The following is a 20,143-nucleotide window of genomic DNA, read 5'->3' as shown; positions in this document are numbered from 1 at the left end:
CGATGCTGACCTCTCAACGCAAGCAAACGATCCTGCAATTGCTGGCTCAGGACGGACAGGTGCTGGCCGCACCGCTAGCGGTAACGTTCGGCGTGTCGGAGGACACCATCCGGCGCGACCTGCGCGAACTGGCTGCCGAAGGATTGCTGCAGCGGGTTCACGGTGGCGCCTTGCCCGCTTCGCCGGCGGTTGCTCCGTTTGCGGAACGACGCGTGCTGGAGTCGTCGGGCAAGCGCGCAATCGGCAGCGCGGCCGCGGCCATGATCGCGCCGGGACAGATCGTCATCATCGACGGCGGGACGACCTCCGCCGAGCTCGTCAGGCACATCCCGCGCTCGCTGTCGGCGACTGTCGTCACGCATAGTCCGACGGTGGCCGTTGCGCTGGTCGATCATCCGTCAATCGACGTGATCATGATCGGCGGCCGGCTGTACAAGCACTCGATCGTGAACGTCGGTGCGGCAGCCATCGAAGCCATGTCGCACATCCACGCCGATATCTACTTCATGGGCGTCACGGGCGTTCATCCCACGGCGGGGCTGAGCACCGGCGATCTCGAAGAGGCCTATGTGAAACGGGCGCTTGCCGCACGGGCGGCCGAAACCGTCGTGCTGGCCTCCATGGACAAGCTCAATGCGGCATCGGCGTATTCGATCGGCGACGTGACGCTTGCGCAGACAATCGTGGTCGAGGGTTCGACCGATGCCGCGTTCACAGACGCGCTCGAGGCCGCCGGAGTGAGCGTGGTTCGCGCCTGAGAAGTCAGGCCGACCTGGCCCACACCAGCGCGTCGGCGCCGGCAGGAATGCGAAGCGGGCACGATGGGTCGTTCGCCGCACGCCACACCGCTTCAGCCACATCCAGCGATCGAGTGACCTCAGACGACTGCGCCCATTGCGCGAAGACGCTCTGCGCCAAGGCGGTGTAGGCCTCGGGGAAGCCGTTCTGCATCCGCGTCTGTGCGTTTTCACCGAAACTGGTCTCGGGCGCTCGTCCCGGCAACACCAGACTCACTCGAATATTGAATTGCTGCAGCTCCAGCGCGAGAGACTCGGTGAACGCATTCACTGCCGCCTTGCTTGCGGTGTACACGGAAAGCAGATGGAGCGGCCGCAATGTCACGCTCGAAGTGACGTTCACGATGACACCTGCCTTCTTTTGCCTGAACTGCGGCAGCACCGCCTGCGTCATCGCGATCGTGCCGAGCGTGTTTGTCTCGAAGACCTCGCGGGCTGTTTCCATCGAGGTGCCTTCGAGAGCATTCAGCACGCCAATTCCGGCGTTGTTGACCAGCACGTCGATCGGTCCGGCCGCCTCCACGGCCTGACGGATGCTTTCCGGGCTGGTGACGTCGAGAGCGAGCACGCGCAGGCGCTCCGCACGCGGCAGCACGTCCTCGCGCGGCGTGCGCATCGTGGCGATGACTTTCCAGTCGCGCTCGAGGAAGTAGCGAGCGGTTTCGAGGCCGAACCCGGACGAGCATCCGGTGATCAGGACGGTTTTCATGGGCAACTCCTGTAGGTGGCTTGCGGAACCGAAACGATAAGTCGCCACAGCCGGACTTGCTACAATAGAAAGTCCAAATTTCGTTGGCAGGAGTCCTGTCATGATCGACCCGCTCGCCGAGGTGGTCACGCTGCTCCAGCCTGGCGCCTCGTTCTCCAAAATCGTCAGCGGTGCAGGTCCCTGGCGCGTACGCCGCTCGGAAACCGGGCGGCCTTTCTACTGCGTGATCGTCGAAGGTTCATGCCGCCTCGCGGTCGACGGCCAGCCGCCTATCAACCTTCAGCAGGGCGACTTTGTCCTGATCCCCTCGGCGTATGGCTTCTCGACGTCGAGCCTCGAACCGGTGCCATCGGATGACTTCGAGACCGCGCCCATCGCCCTGGCCGGCGGCGAGTTCAGAGTTGGCGTTCAAAGCGGGCCGCCGGATGTTCGAATGCTAATCGGCCACTGCGTCTTCGGTTCGCCCGATGCAGCCTTGCTGGTTTCGCTGCTCCCGCAACTCGTGCACGTTCGAGGCGAAAGGAGGCTTGCCACCCTCGTCCAGCTCGTGGGCGAAGAATCCCGCGAGCAACGGCCTGCGCGGGATGTCGTACTGGCACGACTGCTGGAGGTTCTGCTGATCGAAGCGCTCCGCTCCACTGCGGACGCGGCAGCGTCACCGGGGCTGTTGCGCGGGCTTGCCGACGGACGCCTCGCAGCCGCGCTTCGACGGATGCATGAGAGTCCAACCCGAAGCTGGACCGTTGCGCAGTTGGCAAAAGAAGCCGCCCTCTCCCGCTCGGCGTTCTTCGAGCGATTCAGCCGCGCCGTCGGCGTCGCCCCCATGGAATACCTGCTCGCCTGGCGCATGGCGATCGCCAAGAACCTGCTGCGGCGCAAGGAGTATGGAGTAGCCGAGGTGGCGCAACGCGTCGGCTACAGCTCCGCCAGCACGTTCAGCGTCGCCTTCACCCGCTATGTCGGACTGCCGCCAACGCGTTATGCACGGGAGCAAATCGAAGCGCTGCGCCCGTAGCGTACGTGCCTTGCAGGTATCAAGACAGTTCGGCACGCCCTCGCCCTTAATGCTGCTTCGCAGCTTTTTTCAGCTTGAACGCTGCGGGCGGATGGCGGTTCATCAGGTTCGATGAATACCGTTAACTCGGAGAGGCCGGTTCTCATAATTTGTGAAAATTACTCAATAGGTCATCAACCACATCGTGGATTGTTGAAGAAAAAGCATCAACCTAAACTTCTCCTCGTTGCCGGCATGTCGCGCGTATCTCATACCGCGAGCCGTATTCGGGAGAAGGAAATGCAAAAGCGAAAACTGGGAAACAGCGGCCTCGAGGTTTCTGCACTGGGTCTCGGCTGTATGAGCATGAGTGGTCTGTATGGATCGCGGGCAGACAAGCAGGAGATGATCAAGCTTATCCGCCATGCGCATGAGCGCGGCATCACCTTGTTCGACACGGCAGAGTCCTACGGTCCGTTCGTCAACGAAGAACTCGTCGGTGAAGCACTGCGGCCTATCCGCGATCAAGCCATCATCGCCACGAAATTCGGTTTTGATATCGATCCGGCTACCGGCGTGCGACGAGCCGGCACCAATAGCCGACCGGAACATATCAAAGCTGTGGCCGATGCCTGCCTGAAGCGTCTCGGCACCGACTATATCGATCTCTTCTATCAGCATCGCGTCGATCCCGCTGTGCCGATCGAAGAGGTTGCCGGTGCGGTGCAGGATCTGGTTGCCGCCGGCAAGGTCCTGCACTTCGGTCTGTCGGAGGCTGGCGTACAGACGATCCGGCGCGCTCACGCCGTGCTGCCGGTGACAGCCGTACAGAGCGAATATTCGCTTTTCTGGCGAGGACCGGAGGCCGAACTGCTTCCGGCACTGGAGGAGCTAGGCATCGGTTTCGTCCCGTTCAGCCCCTTGGGCGCCGGCTTCCTGACCGGCAAGATCGACGAGCATACCCAATTCGATCCAACCGACTTCCGTAATCACGTACCGCGCTTCTCTCCCTCGGCGCGTAAAGCCAATCTGGCACTAGTCGAGGTCGTGAAGGCCGTTGCCATCCGCAAGAACGCCACTCCGGCTCAAGTAGCACTGGCCTGGTTGCTTGCGCAAAAGCCGTGGATCGTGCCGATTCCCGGCACGACCAAGCAGCATCGTCTTGAAGAGAATCTCGGTAGTGTCGATCTCGAGCTGAGCGCTCACGACCTCGCGGAAATCAACGCTGAAGTCTCGAAGATCCAGATTCAGGGGGAGCGCCTTCCTGAAGCCGCGATGAAGATGACGGGTCTCTGAATGAATGACCTGTTCGAGTCTTTCGCGTGGCAAGCGGACCTTGGCGCCTGCCGCTTGCTCCGCTCGAGGTGTTGGCTTTAACCGGCCAGGAAGGCGCCATACCGCTCCAGATCGACGTTGCCGCCGCTCACGATCACACCGATCCGCTTGCCCTTCAACTGGTTCTTCGCTTCGCGCGCCGCGGCAAAGCCCAGACAACCGGTGGGCTCGACGACCATTTTCATACGCTCTGCGAAGAATCGCATGCAAGCCACCAGTTGATCGTCAGTGGCGGTAAGAATGTCGTCGACATCCCGTTTAATGATCGGGAATGTATATTGGCCCAGATGCTGGGTCTGGGCGCCATCCGCAATCGTCTTCGGCGTCTCGATGTGAACGATCGAGCCGGATCTGAACGATTGCTGTCCGTCATTACCGGCTTGCGGCTCCACGCCGTAGATCTTGCAGTCCGGCGCCAGTTCGCGAGCCGCGAGCGCCGACCCCGCCAGCAAGCCACCGCCACCGAGACAGACGAACAACGCATCGAGCGTTCCGACTTCTTCGATTAACTCCTTGGCGGCGGTGCCTTGTCCCGCGATCACATCCGGATGGTCGTACGGGGGAATCAACGTCATGCCGTGTTTATCGGCGAGGTTGCGGCCGATCGCTTCGCGATCTTCGGTGTAACGGTCGTAGGTCACGACGTTGCCGCCATACCCCCTGGTTGCGGCGACTTTGGCGGCGGGAGCGTCGAGCGGCATGATAATGGTCGCGGGAATGCCAAGCAGTTTCGCCGCCAGCGCGATGGCCTGAGCGTGATTGCCGGAAGAGAAGGCAACCACGCCGGCAGCACGCTGACGCTCGTCGAATTTCGACAGTGCGTTCATCGCGCCGCGGAACTTGAATGCGCCCATGCGCTGGTAGTTTTCGCACTTGAAGAAAACTTGCGCGCCCATCTCTTCGTTGGCTGTGCGCGAAGTCAAGACAGGCGTCCGGTTCGCCGTGCCTTCGATTCGCTTTGCCGCGGCGGCAACGTCCCTGTAAGTCGGAAGATTCAGCATGTCTAGTCCATCAATAGTTCGATGCGTCAGGCGACGCGTTTGTCCGGGCCTCTCACCACGGCCATGAAAGTGCGGTGCCAAGATTCGACTGGCAAGCGCGGTCAAACAGCATGCGGGCGACGGTCAGGTCCTGAAGGGCGAGACCCGTCATGTCGAAAACAGTGATGTCGTCGCGCCCGCGATTGAATTGAGCATGGTGGGTCAACAGATCACCGAGCTCTACGGCTGGTGTGTTGGGCGCCCACTGGGCCTCGCCGATCTGGCTCGCTTGCGTGCGATCGTCAACGAACAGGTGAACGTGTTGCAGGAGACCGTCGGGAAGCTCGCGCTTTCCTTTGGTGTCCGCACCCACGCAGTTCAGGTGCGTTCCGGGCTGCACCGCCTCCAGATCGAATAGCGCGCCGGCGCCTGGCGTGGCGGTGATCACCACGTCACTTTGCGCCACCGCAGCGTTGCGATCGGGCGCAAGCGCGATGTCGCAACGCGCGGAGAAGGACGCCTCAAGCACCGGGTTCCTCTGACCCGTCGCGGTCACATAGCGCACTTTCTTCAGCGTTGGCATAAGCCGCAGAGCGAAGGTCAACTGCACCCGGGCCTGGACGCCGGTACCGAATAGACAGAGATTCGAACTGTCGGGGCGGGCAAGTTGCTGCAGGCCCAAACCGCCCGCGGCGCCTGTGCGCATGGTCGTTACCGCGTTGCCGTCGACGATGCAGGCCGGGCGCCCGGTTGCGGGGTCGATCAGAACGATTGTGGCCTGGTGAGGCTCACCGCCGAGCCCTCGATTGCCAGGCCAGAACCCCGCGGCTTTAAAGCCAAGTAGGTTTTGCGCCGGTATATCGCCCGACTTGATGCCAAATACGCCGCCCGTGGCAAGCGACTCCCGGACGACCGGGAAAACCCGCCCTTCTCGCCGGCTGTGCAGAACGAATGCTTCGCGTACCGCATCGAGCACATCGTCGGGAAGCAGCAGCGACTCGACGACGTTTTTGTCGAGCAATACTAAACTCGCGTCATTTGGCATCGTTGTACACCGTAGCTCGTGATACGCCCAAATGGAGCGCGACTATTTCCATGGCGCGTCGCACTTCCATGCTGCCTGACTCGCGCAGTTCACCCATGAGCGCGCGCCGCTCCGCCGCTTTCAATGTTCGCGGCGTGGTCGCCAGCCGGGCCGCGAACTGGTCGATCCGCTGCCTGATTCCATCGGCTCCCGGTGGGTCGAGCGACTCCTTCACGCCGGCCGTGGCATCGATACTGACGAACTGACCGAGCATGTTTTGCAACGTACCAAAAAGCGTTAGATCCACATTGAGACAGAGCGCGGCCACGTAGCGGCCGCCCGAGTCTTTGATGCCGATTGACGTGCTCTTTACTTGCCGTCCGTCAGCGAACTGGTTTGCGTAGTTTGCGATGACCTGCGGATAAGTCTCGTCCGCAATTCGTGCGAGACCCAGCTCGGTGGCGGGGTCGCCTTTTTCCCGGCCCGACAGGTTGTTATGGATCGCGACAATCGCGTGGTCAGCATGGAGCAGATCGTGGACAACCACCTCGCAGAATGGCGCAAAGGTCTCTCCTAGCCCTTGCGCGACCTGCTTCAGTTGCTCGACCAGGATCTGTTGCTCTTTGGATGGATTCGACATCTGGACAGAATATCTAGTTGTAGAATTTTTGTCAATTTTTCTGGGTTTGACGGCTCGGCAGGGATGTCTCGATGTCGTGTCTTGAGTGCCATGGGCACACAAACCAGCGGAAAACCCGTGGTTTGCCGACAGTGTCATTGCGTCATGGCGCTTCCGGTCAGGCACCACGAAGGCAAACAGACGGCGGCCGGCTGGCGGCGCCAGCGTGTCCGGCCTCCTTATTTCAGTTGCTGGATCCGGATCATGTTGCCGGCCGGATCGCGCACACCCAGATCACGCACGCCGTACGGCTGGTCGGTCGGCTCCTGGACGATCTCGGCATCCCGATCCTGCAGGCGCTGGAAGGTGGCATCCAGATCCTTCGCGCCAAGCAGCAGCATCGCGAACGTACCCTTGGCCATCATCTCGGCGATGGTGCGCCGCTCCGCATCGGTAAGGCCGGGCGTAGCGTTCGGCGGGTACAGGACGATGGAGGTCCCGGGCTGGCCCTTCGGGCCGACGGTGATCCAGCGGTTGTCGCCGAAGGCGACGTCCTTGCGGACCTCGAAGTCGAGCACGTCCCGATAGAACGCCAGCGAGACTTCCGCATCGGTGTGAGGAAGGAAGGTCGAGTGGATGGTGATATCCATAGTCAGTCTCCGTGATTGTTCAGGAAGCATGGCTTCGGCCGTCGCCGCGTGGGTCAGGAGCCATGGAAGGCAGTCTAGGCGCGTACCTTTTCCGGCGCTTCTTGATTCCTGATCGGTCGCGTCACCTGCTTCGCGACGCAGGACGGAATACCCTCGGTCTCGTGCGCGCAATCGCGTCGGTAAACGCTGGGGGAAACTCCCACGAGCTCAGCGAACCGCGTACTGAAGGTGCCCAGCGACGAACACCCGACCTCGAAGCAGACCTCGGTGACACTCAGATCGCCCCGGCGCAGCAGCGCCATCGCGCGCTCGATGCGCCGGGTCATCAGATACGAATAGACGGACTCGCCGTAGGCAAGCCGGAACTGCCGGCTGAGATGGCCCGCCGACATATGGATGCCCTGGGCGAGTGCCTCGACGTCCAGCGGCTGGGCATAGTCGCGGTCAATACGGTCGCGAACGCGCCGCAGGCGGACCAGGTCACGGAGAACGGTGTCAGGGTTGGCGGTGGGCATTGGCGTATCGTGCCACGCCCGGCGGACACGCTCAACCCGGCGCCGCGCCCTCTTATTCGCTAACAGGCGAAGTCAGCTTCATTGTGGGTATTGGAGTACATCGAATCGAGAGCCGCATAACGTTTAGGCTCGTGCCATGGACCCGACAGCGAGCCGCTTGCGCCAAGCAATCCCGCCGACAACAATCGATAGTGTCGCCGCGACAAGTGGCGCCACCCCATGCCCGTATTCGCCGTGGACTGTGACGGTCGCGAGCGCAGCCAACATCACGGCGCAGCCGAGCGCCGAGCCCCACAGCCGCGTCCGTGCTCGCGCCAGCAGAACGGCGGTCATGAGTTCCAGCGAACCGGTCACGAAATGGAACCAGTGCGGATATCCCCACTTCAGGTATTCCTCAAAGATGGATCGCGGGGCGACGATGTTGCTGAGCGATCCCACGACGAAAAAAGCGGCAAGAATCAAAGGTAATACTTGGCGCCAGGATATCTTGGACATTCGTCCTTCCTTGTCTGATCAGCATCGGCGCGGCCTTTCGCCACGGCGTCGCGGACGATCAGCCGTCCGCTTCCGCGCGCTGCGCCGAAAACAAAAACTTCATGTTGGACCGCGATCTTCCTTGGTGCGAATGCGGCAGTTCATGCCGCAGCGGCCTTTTGGGCCGCCGCAAAGACGTCGCGCGGGGACGTCGTGCCTGCGACGTGCTCCGTACCCTCCCCGCCGAGGTCCATCCAGCCCGCGTTGACGGCCTCGAACATCGTTTCGGCCGGTCCGGTCCGGCCCTTCGGGATACCGAACTGTTCGAACGCAGCCGGCCACCCGGCCCGCGGGATCGCGAAGGCCTTGACGTCGTGCTGCATGACTTCGCCCAGTTGGGCCGCGACTTCATCCGCGCTGACCATCGAGCCAAGTTCGACGACGCGATGCCCGGACCACGCCGGCCCGCTCAGCAGCGTCGCCACTTCGGCGCCGATATCGTCGGTCGCGACCATGGTCGATTTCCGACTCGTCGGGTTGTAGTAGACGGGTAGCGTGCCGCCCTGGGCGACGTGCAAGCCGTAAAGGAAGTTTTCGAAAAACCCGCCGGCTCGCACATAGGCGATCGGCAATGTCAGGCGGCGAAATTCTTGCTCCAGAAGCGACAGGGCCGTGATCATCCCCAGCCCGCTGGTTCTGTTCGCACCCATCGACGAGAGCACAACCACCCGCGGCGGTGCTGCCCTGGTCACCGCCTCGACATAGTTCGTGATCACGCTCTTTGCTTCCTTGAAATCAGGCGAGGGCGCCCAGACAGCCGGCAGCATGACAAATGCACCTTCGACCCCCTCGAGCGCCCGCTCGACGGCAGCCGCATCATTCCAGTCGCCGTCGACCAGTTCCACACCTTGATCCGCCCATTTCGCCGCCTTCTCGCGATTGCGGACCAGCGCGCGTACTTTCTTGTCTTGCGCCAACAGATGTTGGGCCGTTGCACCGCCCACGCGTCCCGTAATTCCCATTACCAAAAACATGCGTTTCTCCTGATGTTAGTACTGCCTTTAAATGCCAACCCGCGATCTGGAGATTCATCCTCGTACGCTGTTGTTGGAAAGAATGATGTCGCCCAACCCATCGATGGAGATAATCAGCAGGCGCTCGACTCCGGCAAAAGCCGCAGAGAGCGTGGTTGGATCGTTGAAATCTGCTTTAACCTTCGCGGCGAAGCGGCTCAATTTCTGCGGGCTGCGGCTGGATGCGGTGATATGGGAATCGCCCTCCTCTACCCGCAACGCCACCACACCGCGGCCCAGATGTCCGTCGGAGCCTGGGTATAGATGGCGAACGGAAATAGGGTCTGTCATGAGAGCTCCTTGAGAAGGGTCTACGTTTAAGGGTAGGTCTACAATAGAGACCTATGCCTCGCGCCGCAAGGAGGCAGTTTTTTGTTACCAGAAGAGTTAAAGGGAACCGGAATGAGCACCGCACAGAATGCGATCGAGAGATTCAGCCGGTATCAACGTGAATTGGGCGACACCCAGTCCGCACACTGCGCGATACGCGACGTGCTCGACCGCATCGGCGACAAATGGAGCATGCTCACGATCATGGAGCTCGCGACGCGATCACAGCGTTTCAGCGAGCTTCACCGCGCCATCCCTGACATTTCCAAGCGCATGCTGACTCAGACACTCCGCGATCTGGAGCGCGACGGACTCATCACCCGCCATGTTTTTCACACCAGGCCGCCGAGCGTCGAATATCGTCTGGCCCCGCTAGGCCAATCCCTGTTGGACCCGATGGCGGCCCTCATCGATTGGGCCGATCGTCGTTATTCCGACATCGATGCCGCGCGCATCCGCTTTGACAGCGCACCCGGCGATGCCCCACGCTAGATGCCCAGTTCGATGTGAGGTGGTAGCGACCGCCAGCGGACGATTGTTTTTGAATGCAAGCGTGAAGCCCTGCATCGTGGGATCATCTGTTGCGGCTGTTTTCGGCAACGCGCCCTCGAAATGCCAGGGCCAACGCCCCTCCGAATCAGCCGAATCACGGAGGATTCATGAAGCTTCGCGTCGGATACGAACTGTCGTACGAGTGCCCGCAGCCCACGCCGATGATGCTGATGCTGAACACGCATTTTTCGCATGCGAAGGATATTGTCGTGGCGGATCTGCTCGTTGCCGATCCACCGGTGCGGATTAGCCAGTATCGCGATTTGTTCGGCAACCTGTGCAGCCGAATCGTCGCGCCCATCGGGCGTATGGGATTGCGCACGACAGCGCTGCTAAATGTGTCAAGTGATATGGAAACTCGGCCCAGCGACGGTTGGGGCCATCCGGTAGAGCAGTTGCCCGACGATACGCTGATTTTCCTATTGGGGAGCCGCTATTGCGAAACCGATCTGCTGGTCGAAACCGCGTGGCAAATTTTCGGCCAGTGCACCCCGGGCCGGGAGACTGTGCTGGCAATCTGCGACTTCGTGCACCGACACATCGAATTTGATTACGGGCATGCGCGGCCGACCAAAACCGCGTGGGACGTGTACCGCGAACGCAAAGGCGTTTGCCGCGACTTCGCGCATCTGGGCGTCACGCTATGCCGCGCAATGAATATTCCTGCTCGCTACTGCACCGGGTATATCAGCGATGTGGGCTTGCCGCCCGTTGCAGCGCCGATGGATTTCGCGGGATGGTTCGAAGCCTATGTGGGAGGTAGCTGGCAGACCTTCGATCCGCGAAACAACGCGCCGCGCATCGGGCGCGTATTGATGGCATACGGTCGCGACGCCGCCGATGTCGCAATCAGCAATGCATTCGGGCCCGCCGTGCTGACGCACTTCAAGGTGCACTGCGACCAGGAATGACCGCGCTACAATCCGCCAACGCTGGGAACGGCGCATTGACAGCGTGCGGCTATTTTGCCGACTATCGGGGTTCGGCTTGGAAACGCGCTACGACGCGACGTGCAGCATCAACAATCCGAAATGACTCACATCTGACTCTGGCGCTGGCATGCTCGCAGGATCTGTTGAACCGCAAATTCGTCTCTCACGCTTTGCATATTCTGCAGGACACACACGTGATACGACTTTTCGCGAGGCAAGAGCAGCGCGCCGTTTCTATAAAGCGCGTCGCACGAGCGTCTGATCGCGTCTGCCGCCACGCTGCTTTGGCTGTTCCTCAGCGATTGCAGGATGCATTGATCGTAGTCCGGATTGCTGGTGCCTTGCGCCATGGCCGAGAGCGGCGAGGCGAACGTGATTGAGAGAAGCAGATAGGCGAGGTTGCGCATGGATTCTGGGCGAGACGCAGGGGTGAATGCGGGGAATCGTATCATGTCGGATTTCGATGCTCTCGGTGTAATAGATCCGGGGTCTCAGCTTCATGGCAACACTCCCGCTGCTCACGCAGCTTCTATTGTGTTGCATCGACCGGTTGAATCCGCAGTCGATTTCTGTCAATCGCGCGACTGCGGCGATCCAAAATGGTAGCGCCAAGGTGCGTTCGACCGCCCTGCTCCAACCGGGCCAAGGTTGGTATCCAGCAGTACCTCTGCCCCGCCAGATAAGGCCTTGCTCGATGAGCTACGCCATTAGCTACGCTCATTGATAGCCTGAATGTGCACAACTACTGAGAGCTTGACTGGCATAGTGGGCACCAGTTCCGGAGTACATGCGGCGGAACGGTCCTCGCGAAGCGCTGACTTACGTTGCAGATGCGCCTGCAGGGTTCGGGTACGAGAAAATTTGGTCTCAACCACGCGGGGCTAGGCTAACCATGAAAAGAAAAAGCTTCCCTAACCCAACGCCGAAAATAAACCATCCAAACACGAGATAGCCGATCTCACTTTTACGTCCGGCGTCGTACTTCCAGCACACAACGAACAATAGGGGGACGACGATTCCAACAATGGCAAGTTCTTTGGGCCATTCGGCAAATGGCGCCAGCGGTACAAGAGCACTCGCCAGCAAGAACCAGGACGGTAAGCCAAGCAGGAACAACAGTCCTCCAGCACCTATCAAGCCCAGCCGGTTAGCTCGCGCTTTTTGGTCAGTAGATTCATTCATATATTGAATTTCTGTGCTGTCCTGCAATGAGGATATTTCCGTTTATCCTTCGCAAGAAGGTCGTTCAAAATTGTTAGTGACAGGCATCGCTCACAAATAGCAGGCGCCCATCTGGCCTTTACTGAGCTTTGCGCGCCATACGCCGTCTTCAGGGCATTGGTCACCTGTGGTCGCAACCGTTCCGATCGGCAGACGCGTGGCAACGGTCGCGGGTTGATCCGCTGCCGATGCCTTGCCGGGCGTACCAGCCAGCGGCAGGCCGGTTGCCGGATCGAGGTTCTTCGCTTTCGCAAGCTGGTCGATGAGTTCGTCAGAGGGTTTCTGCGGCGGCACCGCTGCGTCCTGTTCCTTCTGCCATTGGAAGGTGCCTTCCCAAGGCGGCAGCTTTGCCGGCGGCAACGGCACGATCTTGTCGATGTCCGGAACCTTGGGGTTGCGGCTTTCGTTAGCGTCGATGAACTTTCCGATTAGGCGATATCTGCGGGAACGTTCCGGATCGTTCGGCAGTTCAAGATAGTTCAGACGATCCGATGGCGGAGGACCCTTGAATGCGTCTTCCAAAGAGGAAGCAGTGAGCGTGTTCCCAGCGGCAACACCTTTTTGGAAAACTTTCACAGCCTCTGGATAAAGCTCATTTACCTGCAAGTACACGCCAAACTCCTCTGCCGCTTTCCCCAATCCCTGATCAACTGCACATTGATACATCTGCTTTGCTATCTCTGGCGCCGCATCAACTGGCGACAGTTTCTCCGCGACATAGAACTGCCCATCGGGACTACCAAGATCAGCTGCCTTGCGGAAATAGCGCAACGCCTTCTCGGGATCCTGCTTTACCCCATAGCCCAGTTCAAGATAGTGGCCCATGTCGTAATAGCCCCCCGGCACGCCCTGCTTTATCAACTGCTCGACCAGATCGATTGTCTCCGTGGGAGCATCGGGTGACGTTGCGGAGCCTTGGGACACCAGTTGCTGCAGGTTGTTGTTCGCCTTGTAATGTCCGTTCGCAGCGGCAATCCGGTAATAACGCGCAACTTCGTTGAAGTCTTTTGGGCCGTCCTTCGTTTCGAGGTAGCGGCCATATTTGAACAGCTGATCTGCCTCAGGAGAGAGCGGTGGCAGATGATCCGCTTCATGTACGCACGTAAAAGCCAGATTGGCGCGCACGGCATTCATATTGGGCTGGGATGGCAAAGAATTCTCCTTATTCGAGCAGCCACCTGCAATGAGGGCGCAGGTAAGGATCAACATCGTCTTGTTCATCGATCAGTCGTTCCGGGTACGCTTGCTTGATGTATATGAGAATCCCACCAGCGATACGATGGGAGCTTTCTTCGATGCCTGGCTAGCCGAATTGTTTGTAATTATCCGGTCCCATTTCGTGAACGCGTCCGCCGGATCATCCTGTGCGCCCATTCCTTTGGTATGAATGCCCCATAGCTTCGTTCGCAATGTAATGGTAACGGCGCAACGCGCAAGACAGCTTCACATCATGCCGGGATGGCGCGGGACAACACCGCTGAGGAGGTAGACCGCGGCGAAGCAAGGTCAAGCGTCGCCGACCTTCATGGCCCGGCGGCCCGGCCACACCGAGTTGCATGGCCGTGGCTCTGCTCTGCCCGACAGATCAGGCCTGGTTGATATATCCAACCAGTTCCCACTCCACCTTAGCCGCGTGCTGGCGCAGGCCCATTACCTGATCAAGTAAAGCCACTTTGCGCGGCTCATGCACAACGAGCGAAGGCAGCACATCGCCCTTCAGGAAGCGCCGCTGTGCGTCGCCCATCTGGCCTTTACTGAGCTTTGCACACCATACGCCGTCTTCAGGGCATTGGTCGCCGGTGGTCGCAACTGTCCCGATCGGCAGGCGGGCAGTAACGGTCACAGGTTGATTCTCCGCCGACATTTTGCTAGATAGACCAGCCAACGGCAGGCCGGTCGTCGGGTTGAGGTTCTTTGCTTTCGCAAGCTGGTTGATGAGATCGTCGGAGGGTTTTTGCGGCGGCGCCGCTGCATCCTGCTCCTTTTGCCACTGGAACGTGCCGTCCCACGGCGGCAGCTTTGCGGGCGGCAACGGAACGATCTTGTCGATGTCCGGAACCTTGGGGTTGAGACCGTCGTTGGCGCGAAGAAATAACTGAATCGCACGGTACCGTCGCGAACGTTCAGGATCGTTTGGCAAAGCCAGATATGAGAGGCGATCAGAACTTGGCGGGGCTTTGAACCCGTCCGAAAGAGCCAAGGCAGAGAGAGTATCGCCGGCCTCCACCCCCTTTTGATACACGCTGACGGCCTCGGGGTAGAGACCGTTATTTTTCAGGTTAATCCCCAACGAATTCGCCGCGTCGCCATACCCTTGGTCCGCCGCGCATTGGCGCATCTGCCTCGCAATGTCAGGTGCCCTGTCGTGAGGAGCGAGTTGCTCGGCCACGTAAGCCTGTGCTTGCGGATTACCCAGGTCGGCTGCCTTGCGGAAATAACTCAATGCAGCGTCGATGTCCGGCTTCAAGCCGTAGCCTGTTTCAAGATAATGACCGATATCGTAGTAGCCCCCCGGTATGCCCTCCTGAATTAGTTGCATAGCAAGATCAACCGACTCCGTGGGCGCGTCGGGCGAGTCGGCAAGACCTTGCGTAATCAACGACTGCTGGTTCTGGTTCGCCTTGTAGTGGCCGTAAGCCGCGGCGATCCGATAGTAGCGCGCAACGTCATTGAAGTCCTTCGGCCCGTCTTTTTTTTCCAGATAGCGGGCATAGAGGAAAAGGCTATTTGCCTGCGGATCGAGCGGTGGCAGGTGATCTGCCTCGTGTACGCAGGTAAACGCGAGATTGGCGCGCACGGCGCTCATGTCAGGTAACTGGGCCAATGGAGTTTCCTTTTTCGTACACGCACATAACAGAAGCGCAAACGCAATGATCAGTATGTTTCTATTCATGGGTCAGTCGACGCTGCTGAGAGCGGGCGAAGTGCGTAAAAAACCTACGAGCGAGGCAATAGGGGATTGTTTGCCGTCGTTCTGAAGATCCTTGTTGTTCTTAATAACGGTCGACCAATTATCGAACGCCTCCGAGGGATCCTCTTGAGCGCCTTGCCCTTTGGTATGAAGGTCCCATAACTTCAATCGCAACGAGTGCGCCACTTCCCCATGATCGGTACAGATATTCAGTTCACTGTCATTTTCCATGCTGCGGGAGTTTAGGTTCGCAGAGCCCTGGGTTGTGAATACGTCGTCGATCATCATCACCTTTGCGTGCACGTACACCGGAACCCATCCGCCTGCCGGGGAATCGGGCGCAACCAGAGTACACACATGAACCTTCAGGCCGTTGATATCCATCGACGGGATATCCACGTTCTGCACCTCCTTACTTTTAATTGCATCCCTTTGCTTTTGCAACTCATCGAGATCCTGCTGATCCTTCCGGATGGCGTCGGCGTTTCGGCTGAAGCCCGACAGGGCACTTTGCGCCTCTCCGGGGTCCAGGGAGCCAAGTTGCGGTCCCTGCCCGCTTTCCAATTTCGACTGTTGGGCTTCGTCATCCGCAAGTTTTTGCTCCAGAGCGTTCTGTTGCGCATCTAGTGCCGCGAACTGCGGTGCCCTAGTGACGCCCGGCATCGCGTTCGTCTGCCCAAGCGATTCGAGTGTGCGATACGTGTTGCGGGTACCGGGGCCCACTGCATCGTCAGTGGAATTCGTGATCACGAACAGATGGACCGGGCCATCCTTGTTGATATTGCGCCCGCATTTAATCTGCCGCTTTATCGACTCTTTTATCTGGTCGGCAAGCGGTACAAACCGGAAATACTGATTCTGGATAAAGATGTAACTCGTTGCATTGTTCACTGCCTGAAGGTACATCGTCTCGATGTCCGTTACGTCCTTCAGTTTCTTACCGTCTTTGTCCTTCCCCTTCTGCATTTGCGTCCGCACAACTTGCGCCATCACTCCCGGACCTGAATCTGCTCCCGGACGCATCCTCAACTGCTTCCCTAGGCCCTCACGTGACGCCCCAAGGCTTTGGCCTGTTGCGAGATCCCATGCCTGACAAAAGTTTTTGTTCAGATACTCGAGGATGGGCCCAGTCACCCGGCTCGAAACATCCTGCCACGGGTAAGGTCCGTTACGTCCCTGATCAGGTTCATTGCGCTTGGCGCTATGATCGTTCTTGTCCCAGTACTGATCAAGCATGTTGTGCCCCATGACGAAACCCGTCGCAAGGTTCGGATCCTCATAGTCGATCAGCACCATCTTCTGGTGATGAGACGGGGTAAGGTAACCAGTGACATAGCTGTTCGTTATTTTGGTGCGGGGGTCACGCTCAGTATCCTTACCGTGCATATACAGTCGCCATATGCCCTCGACACGTTCCATTAGAGGGAAGTCACGGGTCGCGAACTCGACATTCGAAAAGGTAAGCGGGTATTGGGTTAGCCAATTGAACTTGCGCGAGATGGTCCCCCATATACCGGTCATCGTGACATTGTTCAGGTTTGCGCAGTGGTACCACAGCGTGTCGTAAGCACGCTCATAGAGAGTCTGGTAGTCGTGCGAAAGCACTGGGATCTTCTTGTAAAGCCAGTCAGGAATGACCGTCTTGAACCAAGTCTCAAAATTTTCGCCGGGCATGTTGGTCTCGCCCAACTGGGACAAATAAAAGTCGTCATGCCAGCACAACAGGCGAACCTTCACGTTCTGCTTGCCCATGTGCACAAGAAGACTGCCGATAGTCCTCGTACCACCAGTGCCACGCCTGAAATACATCGACGGCTGGAAACCCCAGCAGATTATATCGACGGAGTGCTTCGCCGCTAAGATCGCGTCGTATACGGCAGCAAATGCCTCTTCTCCGTTTACCAGTGGCCGGTACGTGCACCATGCAGGAAGGTATTCGGTCTTCTGCACAAACCAGGGCAGACTGGCATTGCATGTGTTCGTCTGGTTCAGCGCAATCGGTGTCGTAATCGTCGTGTTCGGTGTTGCCATGGCCTATACGTCCGAAGGAGGATTGAGAAGATCGCTGTAGTATTGCCGGTGCACGGCGCGGTCGGGGGCAGGAGTATCGCCACCGGGCAGACCCTCATGAAACGGGAACCCCTGATTTGCGAGCGCCCCATTGACCGGGTCCTTGTACTCTCCCGGCACCGGAATCTCATGCTTCACGCCGTTGGCCAGTTCAACCGTGTACTTCTGCGTCGTCACATGATGATCAATCGGCAACTGCCCCGTCTTGTCGAACACCCCCTGCTTCACCAGCGCACCGTCCGCAAACAGCTTGTACGGCATCCCCGCAGGAACGACATTGGTCGCAGATGGCGAAGCCATCGTATTCAGCATCAACCGCCGCGTCGGCATGTCCTTGAACGCGGGATTCGTGACATCCATCCGCGTCGGCCCGCTGAACGAATGTTGTGCACCTTTGATATCGATCTTCTCCGGCGCATGGATTTCGATGTTGCCATCCTTGATGCGGATATACCCGCCACCGGAAGTCAGCAGGATCTCCTGTTGCGCCGCCACCTGGATCTGCTCCGTCGCCGAGATCAGCAACACCGACTTCTGTGCAGTCAGCTCGACGTTGTCCGCATGCGCCTGTACCTCCACCTTCCCCTTCGCCGCGAACAGCTTCATGCCGGCGTTCTGCACGAACAGGCTCAACCGGTTCGTAATGCTCGCGATCAGCGACTTACCGGTCGCGATATGCGTGCTCTGCCCGCTCACCAGATTGATATGCTGGTCCGTCGAGATGTGCACTGACTTCTGCGTCGACAGCGCGATGCCCGCCGGCGCAGCAAACAGCATTACCGGTTGCGAAAACGCATTGGCATTGCCCGTGCCACCGCCGGCCGTTAAACCTCCCCCGCCCGTTGTCCCCGAGATACTGTGCTGTGTCGCATCGGTGAAGGTCTTCAGCGCATCCTGCCCGTCCTTCAGGCTTTCGGCCTGCGCGGCTTCGCTCGCCTGCGATGCCGCTTCGAGCACACCCTCCGAACTGACGAGCTGGTTGCTGGCCTCACGCGCATCGAGCGGCTGGCTGGCGACGGGATGCGTCGACACGAACAGCCCTCGGCCCGCGCGCAAGGCGCCATACGCATCCGAACTCAGGTCGAAGCCGCTGCCGAGATAGCCGCCGCGTGTATTACCGGTATGGTTGACCAGATACCCAAGATGCAATTGAGCATTCGTACTGGAACTGTATAGCTGGAGGCGATTCTGCGACGTCGAGTCGTCCATGACCATCTGATTGAAGCCATCGCCCGAGAACTCTTTCGATCGATAGCCCGAGAGCAGCCCGTTCGAATGCCACTGCGGTTGCGCCGCGCCGTTGTAGACACGGTGCAGGGCAATCGGCCTGTCGATGTCATTGCCGACGTAGCCGATCAGCAGTTCCTCGCCTGCGCGCGGCATGTGCACCGAACCGTAGCCGTCACCCGTATCCGACTGCACTACGCGCACCCAGCATGACGCGCGCTCATCGCCCGGATTGATCCGGTCCCATACGAACATCACCTTGATCCGGTTCAGTTCGTCGGTGTATGCCTCGGCCCCCTTGGGGCCAACCACGATTGCCGTTTCCAGCTTCGCGTCCGGCTTGTGATGTTCGAACGGGCTGCGGTACGGCACCGTGGTGCGCTGCGCCTCGATCCCGACCCGGTAGAAGCCCGTAGAGCCGTCGGCATGGGACACGTTGAACGTACCCGCATCGGCGGCCTGTGCCTGTTTCAGCTCGCTGGACAGGCTGTACGGAAAGTTGGCTTCATGCCCGGACAGCGGCAGGTTGTTCCCGATAGTCCACTCGACCTCGATGGCCGCGAATTCCCGCTGAGCTGCCGGATCACGATCATGTTCCGGATGGCCGGCAATCGTGAAGCGCAACCCTGCGTCGATCGCACGCAGCCCGCCTTCGCCGTGAAAGCGTTTGGCCCGCGATTCCCACTCCTCCATGCGGATTTTTGAAAGATGGTCGCCGCGTGCCTGCTCCGGATAGGTATAGCCGCCCGTGTATTCGTATACCTCCATCTGAGGCGGCAACGAGCCCTGGTTCGCTACGGTGGGAACGCTTGTCGCCTTCGGATTAAATGGCGTCGATGGGTTTTTATAATCGAAGGTGCGCGTCGACAGTAATGCCGATTGCAGCGTGCGAGTACCCGACCACTGCACCAGCGCATCCGTTTCGCTGCCAGTTCCGGCGCGATAGAAATTCACCTGCTCCGGCGACAGCGGCACCAGCGTTTCAAGACGGTCGGTAACCACGAGCGTGTGCGATTTACCATCTTCGGCCTGCTGCCAGAAGCCATAAAGTCCTTCGGACTCCATCAACCGGTGCACGAAGTTCCAGTCGGTTTCATTCTGGCGGCAATACGAGCGGGATGGCAGCGGCTGCGAGAGCACGAAGCGGAACATCCCCTGCGCCTGTGGATGCTGGTTGAAAACGTCCGAGATGATCTCGTCGGCTGCTTTGTCCTGCCAGTATTTCTGGTCACGGCGGAAACGCAGGAAATGCATCCACGACGAGTAGCCGAGCTGGTAAGAAGTCAGTCCGCCGTCCGCGCCGAGACGGCGGGCAGTATGCACGTAACCGTGATGCGGGTGATAGGAGCGATCCGACTGCTGGATCCACAGGGTCACCGGCTGGGCGATCAGCGTCTTCAGCGCGACATCGCCGGAAGTGGACACGACATCGATCGTCCACGTGAAGTCGCGCCCGATCCGTGACCGACCGATGGCCCGCTGCGGAAGCAGGACATTGTTTCCTGCCGGGGTGTCCAGTTTAAGCAGGCGGTCCTGCTGTGAAAGGCCGCCGCTTATCGCCCCGATTATGTTCTGGGTATCCATGCCGCCTGCCTCTCCCACACTTTATTTTCGGTCTGAATCCTTCGATTCTACAGACCATTTGTCGGCGGATAAATCAATCAACTCCAAATAAATGTCAAACGGATGAAGCCCAGAATATTTATATGCGCAACGAATCAGATAGGACC

Annotated in this window: 19 protein-coding genes and 1 pseudogene; 5 read left to right on the top strand and 15 right to left on the bottom strand. The window is 59.3% G+C overall.

The features are described from left to right. Positions 1–2: 2 nt before the first annotated feature. Entirely contained in the window at positions 3–758 is a 756-nt protein-coding gene (locus AC1ECK_RS29465) for a DeoR/GlpR family DNA-binding transcription regulator (RefSeq protein WP_480325537.1), read from the top strand. A gap of 4 nt (positions 759–762) precedes the next feature. On the opposite strand, the gene AC1ECK_RS29460 is transcribed toward AC1ECK_RS29465, so the two are convergent. Beyond that, positions 763–1,506 carry an SDR family oxidoreductase gene (locus AC1ECK_RS29460; protein WP_480325535.1) on the bottom strand — a complete coding sequence of 248 codons (744 nt, stop codon included), beginning with the start codon at positions 1,504–1,506 and terminating at the stop codon, positions 763–765. A gap of 100 nt (positions 1,507–1,606) precedes the next feature. Here AC1ECK_RS29460 and AC1ECK_RS29455 point away from each other — a divergent pair, with 100 nt between their 5' ends. Both AC1ECK_RS29455 and AC1ECK_RS29450 read left to right on the top strand, forming a co-directional pair. Next, on the top strand, positions 1,607–2,521 hold the full coding sequence (locus AC1ECK_RS29455) for an AraC family transcriptional regulator (RefSeq protein ID WP_480325533.1): 915 nt from the start codon (positions 1,607–1,609) through the stop codon (positions 2,519–2,521). A gap of 279 nt (positions 2,522–2,800) precedes the next feature. Next, positions 2,801–3,796 carry an aldo/keto reductase gene (locus AC1ECK_RS29450; RefSeq protein WP_480325622.1) on the top strand — a complete coding sequence of 332 codons (996 nt, stop codon included), beginning with the start codon at positions 2,801–2,803 and terminating at the stop codon, positions 3,794–3,796. 77 nt (positions 3,797–3,873) lie between these two features. Here AC1ECK_RS29450 and AC1ECK_RS29445 read toward each other — a convergent pair whose 3' ends face one another. The 8 genes from AC1ECK_RS29445 to AC1ECK_RS29410 all read right to left on the bottom strand — a co-directional run bounded on the left by AC1ECK_RS29445 (position 3,874) and on the right by AC1ECK_RS29410 (position 9,461). Further along, positions 3,874–4,836, bottom strand: coding sequence for a threo-3-hydroxy-L-aspartate ammonia-lyase (locus AC1ECK_RS29445; RefSeq protein ID WP_480325531.1), 963 nt, complete (start codon positions 4,834–4,836; stop codon positions 3,874–3,876). A 52-nt stretch (positions 4,837–4,888) separates the two neighbouring features. Beyond that, complete coding sequence (locus AC1ECK_RS29440; protein WP_480325529.1) at positions 4,889–5,860, bottom strand: ornithine cyclodeaminase family protein; 972 nt, start codon at positions 5,858–5,860, stop codon at positions 4,889–4,891. Further along, positions 5,850–6,479 carry a helix-turn-helix transcriptional regulator gene (locus AC1ECK_RS29435; protein ID WP_480325527.1) on the bottom strand — a complete coding sequence of 210 codons (630 nt, stop codon included), beginning with the start codon at positions 6,477–6,479 and terminating at the stop codon, positions 5,850–5,852. The genes AC1ECK_RS29440 and AC1ECK_RS29435 overlap by 11 nt, the downstream gene beginning before the upstream one ends. A 218-nt stretch (positions 6,480–6,697) precedes the next feature. Next, positions 6,698–7,108 (bottom strand): VOC family protein, encoded by a 411-nt coding sequence (locus tag AC1ECK_RS29430; protein WP_480325525.1) that lies wholly within the window; start codon positions 7,106–7,108, stop codon positions 6,698–6,700. Positions 7,109–7,182: 74 nt separating this feature from the next. After that, entirely contained in the window at positions 7,183–7,623 is a 441-nt protein-coding gene (locus AC1ECK_RS29425; RefSeq protein ID WP_480325523.1) for a helix-turn-helix transcriptional regulator, read from the bottom strand. A 123-nt stretch (positions 7,624–7,746) separates the two neighbouring features. Beyond that, positions 7,747–8,118 carry a DoxX family protein gene (locus AC1ECK_RS29420; RefSeq protein WP_480325521.1) on the bottom strand — a complete coding sequence of 124 codons (372 nt, stop codon included), beginning with the start codon at positions 8,116–8,118 and terminating at the stop codon, positions 7,747–7,749. A 140-nt stretch (positions 8,119–8,258) separates the two neighbouring features. After that, complete coding sequence (locus tag AC1ECK_RS29415; protein ID WP_480325519.1) at positions 8,259–9,131, bottom strand: NmrA family NAD(P)-binding protein; 873 nt, start codon at positions 9,129–9,131, stop codon at positions 8,259–8,261. Positions 9,132–9,185: 54 nt separating this feature from the next. Continuing rightward, a complete protein-coding gene (locus AC1ECK_RS29410) occupies positions 9,186–9,461 on the bottom strand; it encodes a hypothetical protein (protein ID WP_480325517.1) in 276 nt (91 codons plus the stop codon). A gap of 111 nt (positions 9,462–9,572) precedes the next feature. Between AC1ECK_RS29410 and AC1ECK_RS29405 the strand changes: the two genes are divergently transcribed. Further along, complete coding sequence (locus tag AC1ECK_RS29405; protein WP_480325515.1) at positions 9,573–9,992, top strand: winged helix-turn-helix transcriptional regulator; 420 nt, start codon at positions 9,573–9,575, stop codon at positions 9,990–9,992. Positions 9,993–10,159: 167 nt separating this feature from the next. Then, positions 10,160–10,963: a transglutaminase-like domain-containing protein gene (locus AC1ECK_RS29400; RefSeq protein WP_480325513.1), complete on the top strand. Its 804-nt coding sequence runs from the start codon at positions 10,160–10,162 to the stop codon at positions 10,961–10,963. A gap of 125 nt (positions 10,964–11,088) precedes the next feature. On the opposite strand, the gene AC1ECK_RS29395 is transcribed toward AC1ECK_RS29400, so the two are convergent. The 6 genes and pseudogenes from AC1ECK_RS29395 to AC1ECK_RS29370 form a co-directional block, all read right to left on the bottom strand. Continuing rightward, a complete protein-coding gene (locus AC1ECK_RS29395) occupies positions 11,089–11,391 on the bottom strand; it encodes a VF_A0006 family four-cysteine protein (RefSeq protein ID WP_480325511.1) in 303 nt (100 codons plus the stop codon). Between the two features lie 460 nt (positions 11,392–11,851). After that, on the bottom strand, positions 11,852–12,166 hold the full coding sequence (locus tag AC1ECK_RS29390; protein ID WP_480325509.1) for a hypothetical protein: 315 nt from the start codon (positions 12,164–12,166) through the stop codon (positions 11,852–11,854). A 108-nt stretch (positions 12,167–12,274) separates the two neighbouring features. After that, positions 12,275–13,426: pseudogene (locus tag AC1ECK_RS29385) on the bottom strand (SEL1-like repeat protein); the annotation flags it as partial. Positions 13,427–13,790: 364 nt separating this feature from the next. Then, positions 13,791–15,098 (bottom strand): SEL1-like repeat protein, encoded by a 1,308-nt coding sequence (locus tag AC1ECK_RS29380; protein WP_480325507.1) that lies wholly within the window; start codon positions 15,096–15,098, stop codon positions 13,791–13,793. A gap of 3 nt (positions 15,099–15,101) precedes the next feature. After that, positions 15,102–17,147 (bottom strand): phospholipase D-like domain-containing protein, encoded by a 2,046-nt coding sequence (locus AC1ECK_RS29375; RefSeq protein ID WP_480325505.1) that lies wholly within the window; start codon positions 17,145–17,147, stop codon positions 15,102–15,104. Positions 17,148–17,150: 3 nt separating this feature from the next. Further along, entirely contained in the window at positions 17,151–19,997 is a 2,847-nt protein-coding gene (locus tag AC1ECK_RS29370; protein WP_480325503.1) for a type VI secretion system Vgr family protein, read from the bottom strand. Positions 19,998–20,143: the final 146 nt, after the last annotated feature.

The sequence above is a fragment of the Paraburkholderia sp. SSBN10T genome, assembly GCF_056619545.1.
The sequence above is the reverse complement of the archived record's forward strand: the minus strand, read 5'-3'. Positions and strand labels throughout refer to the sequence as shown.

Coding starts and splice junctions, on each gene's coding strand:
- AC1ECK_RS29370 (WP_480325503.1), bottom strand. CDS start 19,997: ATGGATACCCAGAACATAATCGGGGCGATAAGCGGCGGCCTTTCACAG.
- AC1ECK_RS29430 (WP_480325525.1), bottom strand. CDS start 7,108: ATGGATATCACCATCCACTCGACCTTCCTTCCTCACACCGATGCGGAA.
- AC1ECK_RS29375 (WP_480325505.1), bottom strand. CDS start 17,147: ATGGCAACACCGAACACGACGATTACGACACCGATTGCGCTGAACCAG.
- AC1ECK_RS29380 (WP_480325507.1), bottom strand. CDS start 15,098: ATGAATAGAAACATACTGATCATTGCGTTTGCGCTTCTGTTATGTGCG.
- AC1ECK_RS29420 (WP_480325521.1), bottom strand. CDS start 8,118: ATGTCCAAGATATCCTGGCGCCAAGTATTACCTTTGATTCTTGCCGCT.
- AC1ECK_RS29440 (WP_480325529.1), bottom strand. CDS start 5,860: ATGCCAAATGACGCGAGTTTAGTATTGCTCGACAAAAACGTCGTCGAG.
- AC1ECK_RS29395 (WP_480325511.1), bottom strand. CDS start 11,391: ATGCGCAACCTCGCCTATCTGCTTCTCTCAATCACGTTCGCCTCGCCG.
- AC1ECK_RS29460 (WP_480325535.1), bottom strand. CDS start 1,506: ATGAAAACCGTCCTGATCACCGGATGCTCGTCCGGGTTCGGCCTCGAA.
- AC1ECK_RS29425 (WP_480325523.1), bottom strand. CDS start 7,623: ATGCCCACCGCCAACCCTGACACCGTTCTCCGTGACCTGGTCCGCCTG.
- AC1ECK_RS29455 (WP_480325533.1), top strand. CDS start 1,607: ATGATCGACCCGCTCGCCGAGGTGGTCACGCTGCTCCAGCCTGGCGCC.
- AC1ECK_RS29415 (WP_480325519.1), bottom strand. CDS start 9,131: ATGTTTTTGGTAATGGGAATTACGGGACGCGTGGGCGGTGCAACGGCC.
- AC1ECK_RS29450 (WP_480325622.1), top strand. CDS start 2,801: ATGCAAAAGCGAAAACTGGGAAACAGCGGCCTCGAGGTTTCTGCACTG.
- AC1ECK_RS29390 (WP_480325509.1), bottom strand. CDS start 12,166: ATGAATGAATCTACTGACCAAAAAGCGCGAGCTAACCGGCTGGGCTTG.
- AC1ECK_RS29445 (WP_480325531.1), bottom strand. CDS start 4,836: ATGCTGAATCTTCCGACTTACAGGGACGTTGCCGCCGCGGCAAAGCGA.
- AC1ECK_RS29435 (WP_480325527.1), bottom strand. CDS start 6,479: ATGTCGAATCCATCCAAAGAGCAACAGATCCTGGTCGAGCAACTGAAG.
- AC1ECK_RS29405 (WP_480325515.1), top strand. CDS start 9,573: ATGAGCACCGCACAGAATGCGATCGAGAGATTCAGCCGGTATCAACGT.
- AC1ECK_RS29465 (WP_480325537.1), top strand. CDS start 3: ATGCTGACCTCTCAACGCAAGCAAACGATCCTGCAATTGCTGGCTCAG.
- AC1ECK_RS29410 (WP_480325517.1), bottom strand. CDS start 9,461: ATGACAGACCCTATTTCCGTTCGCCATCTATACCCAGGCTCCGACGGA.
- AC1ECK_RS29400 (WP_480325513.1), top strand. CDS start 10,160: ATGAAGCTTCGCGTCGGATACGAACTGTCGTACGAGTGCCCGCAGCCC.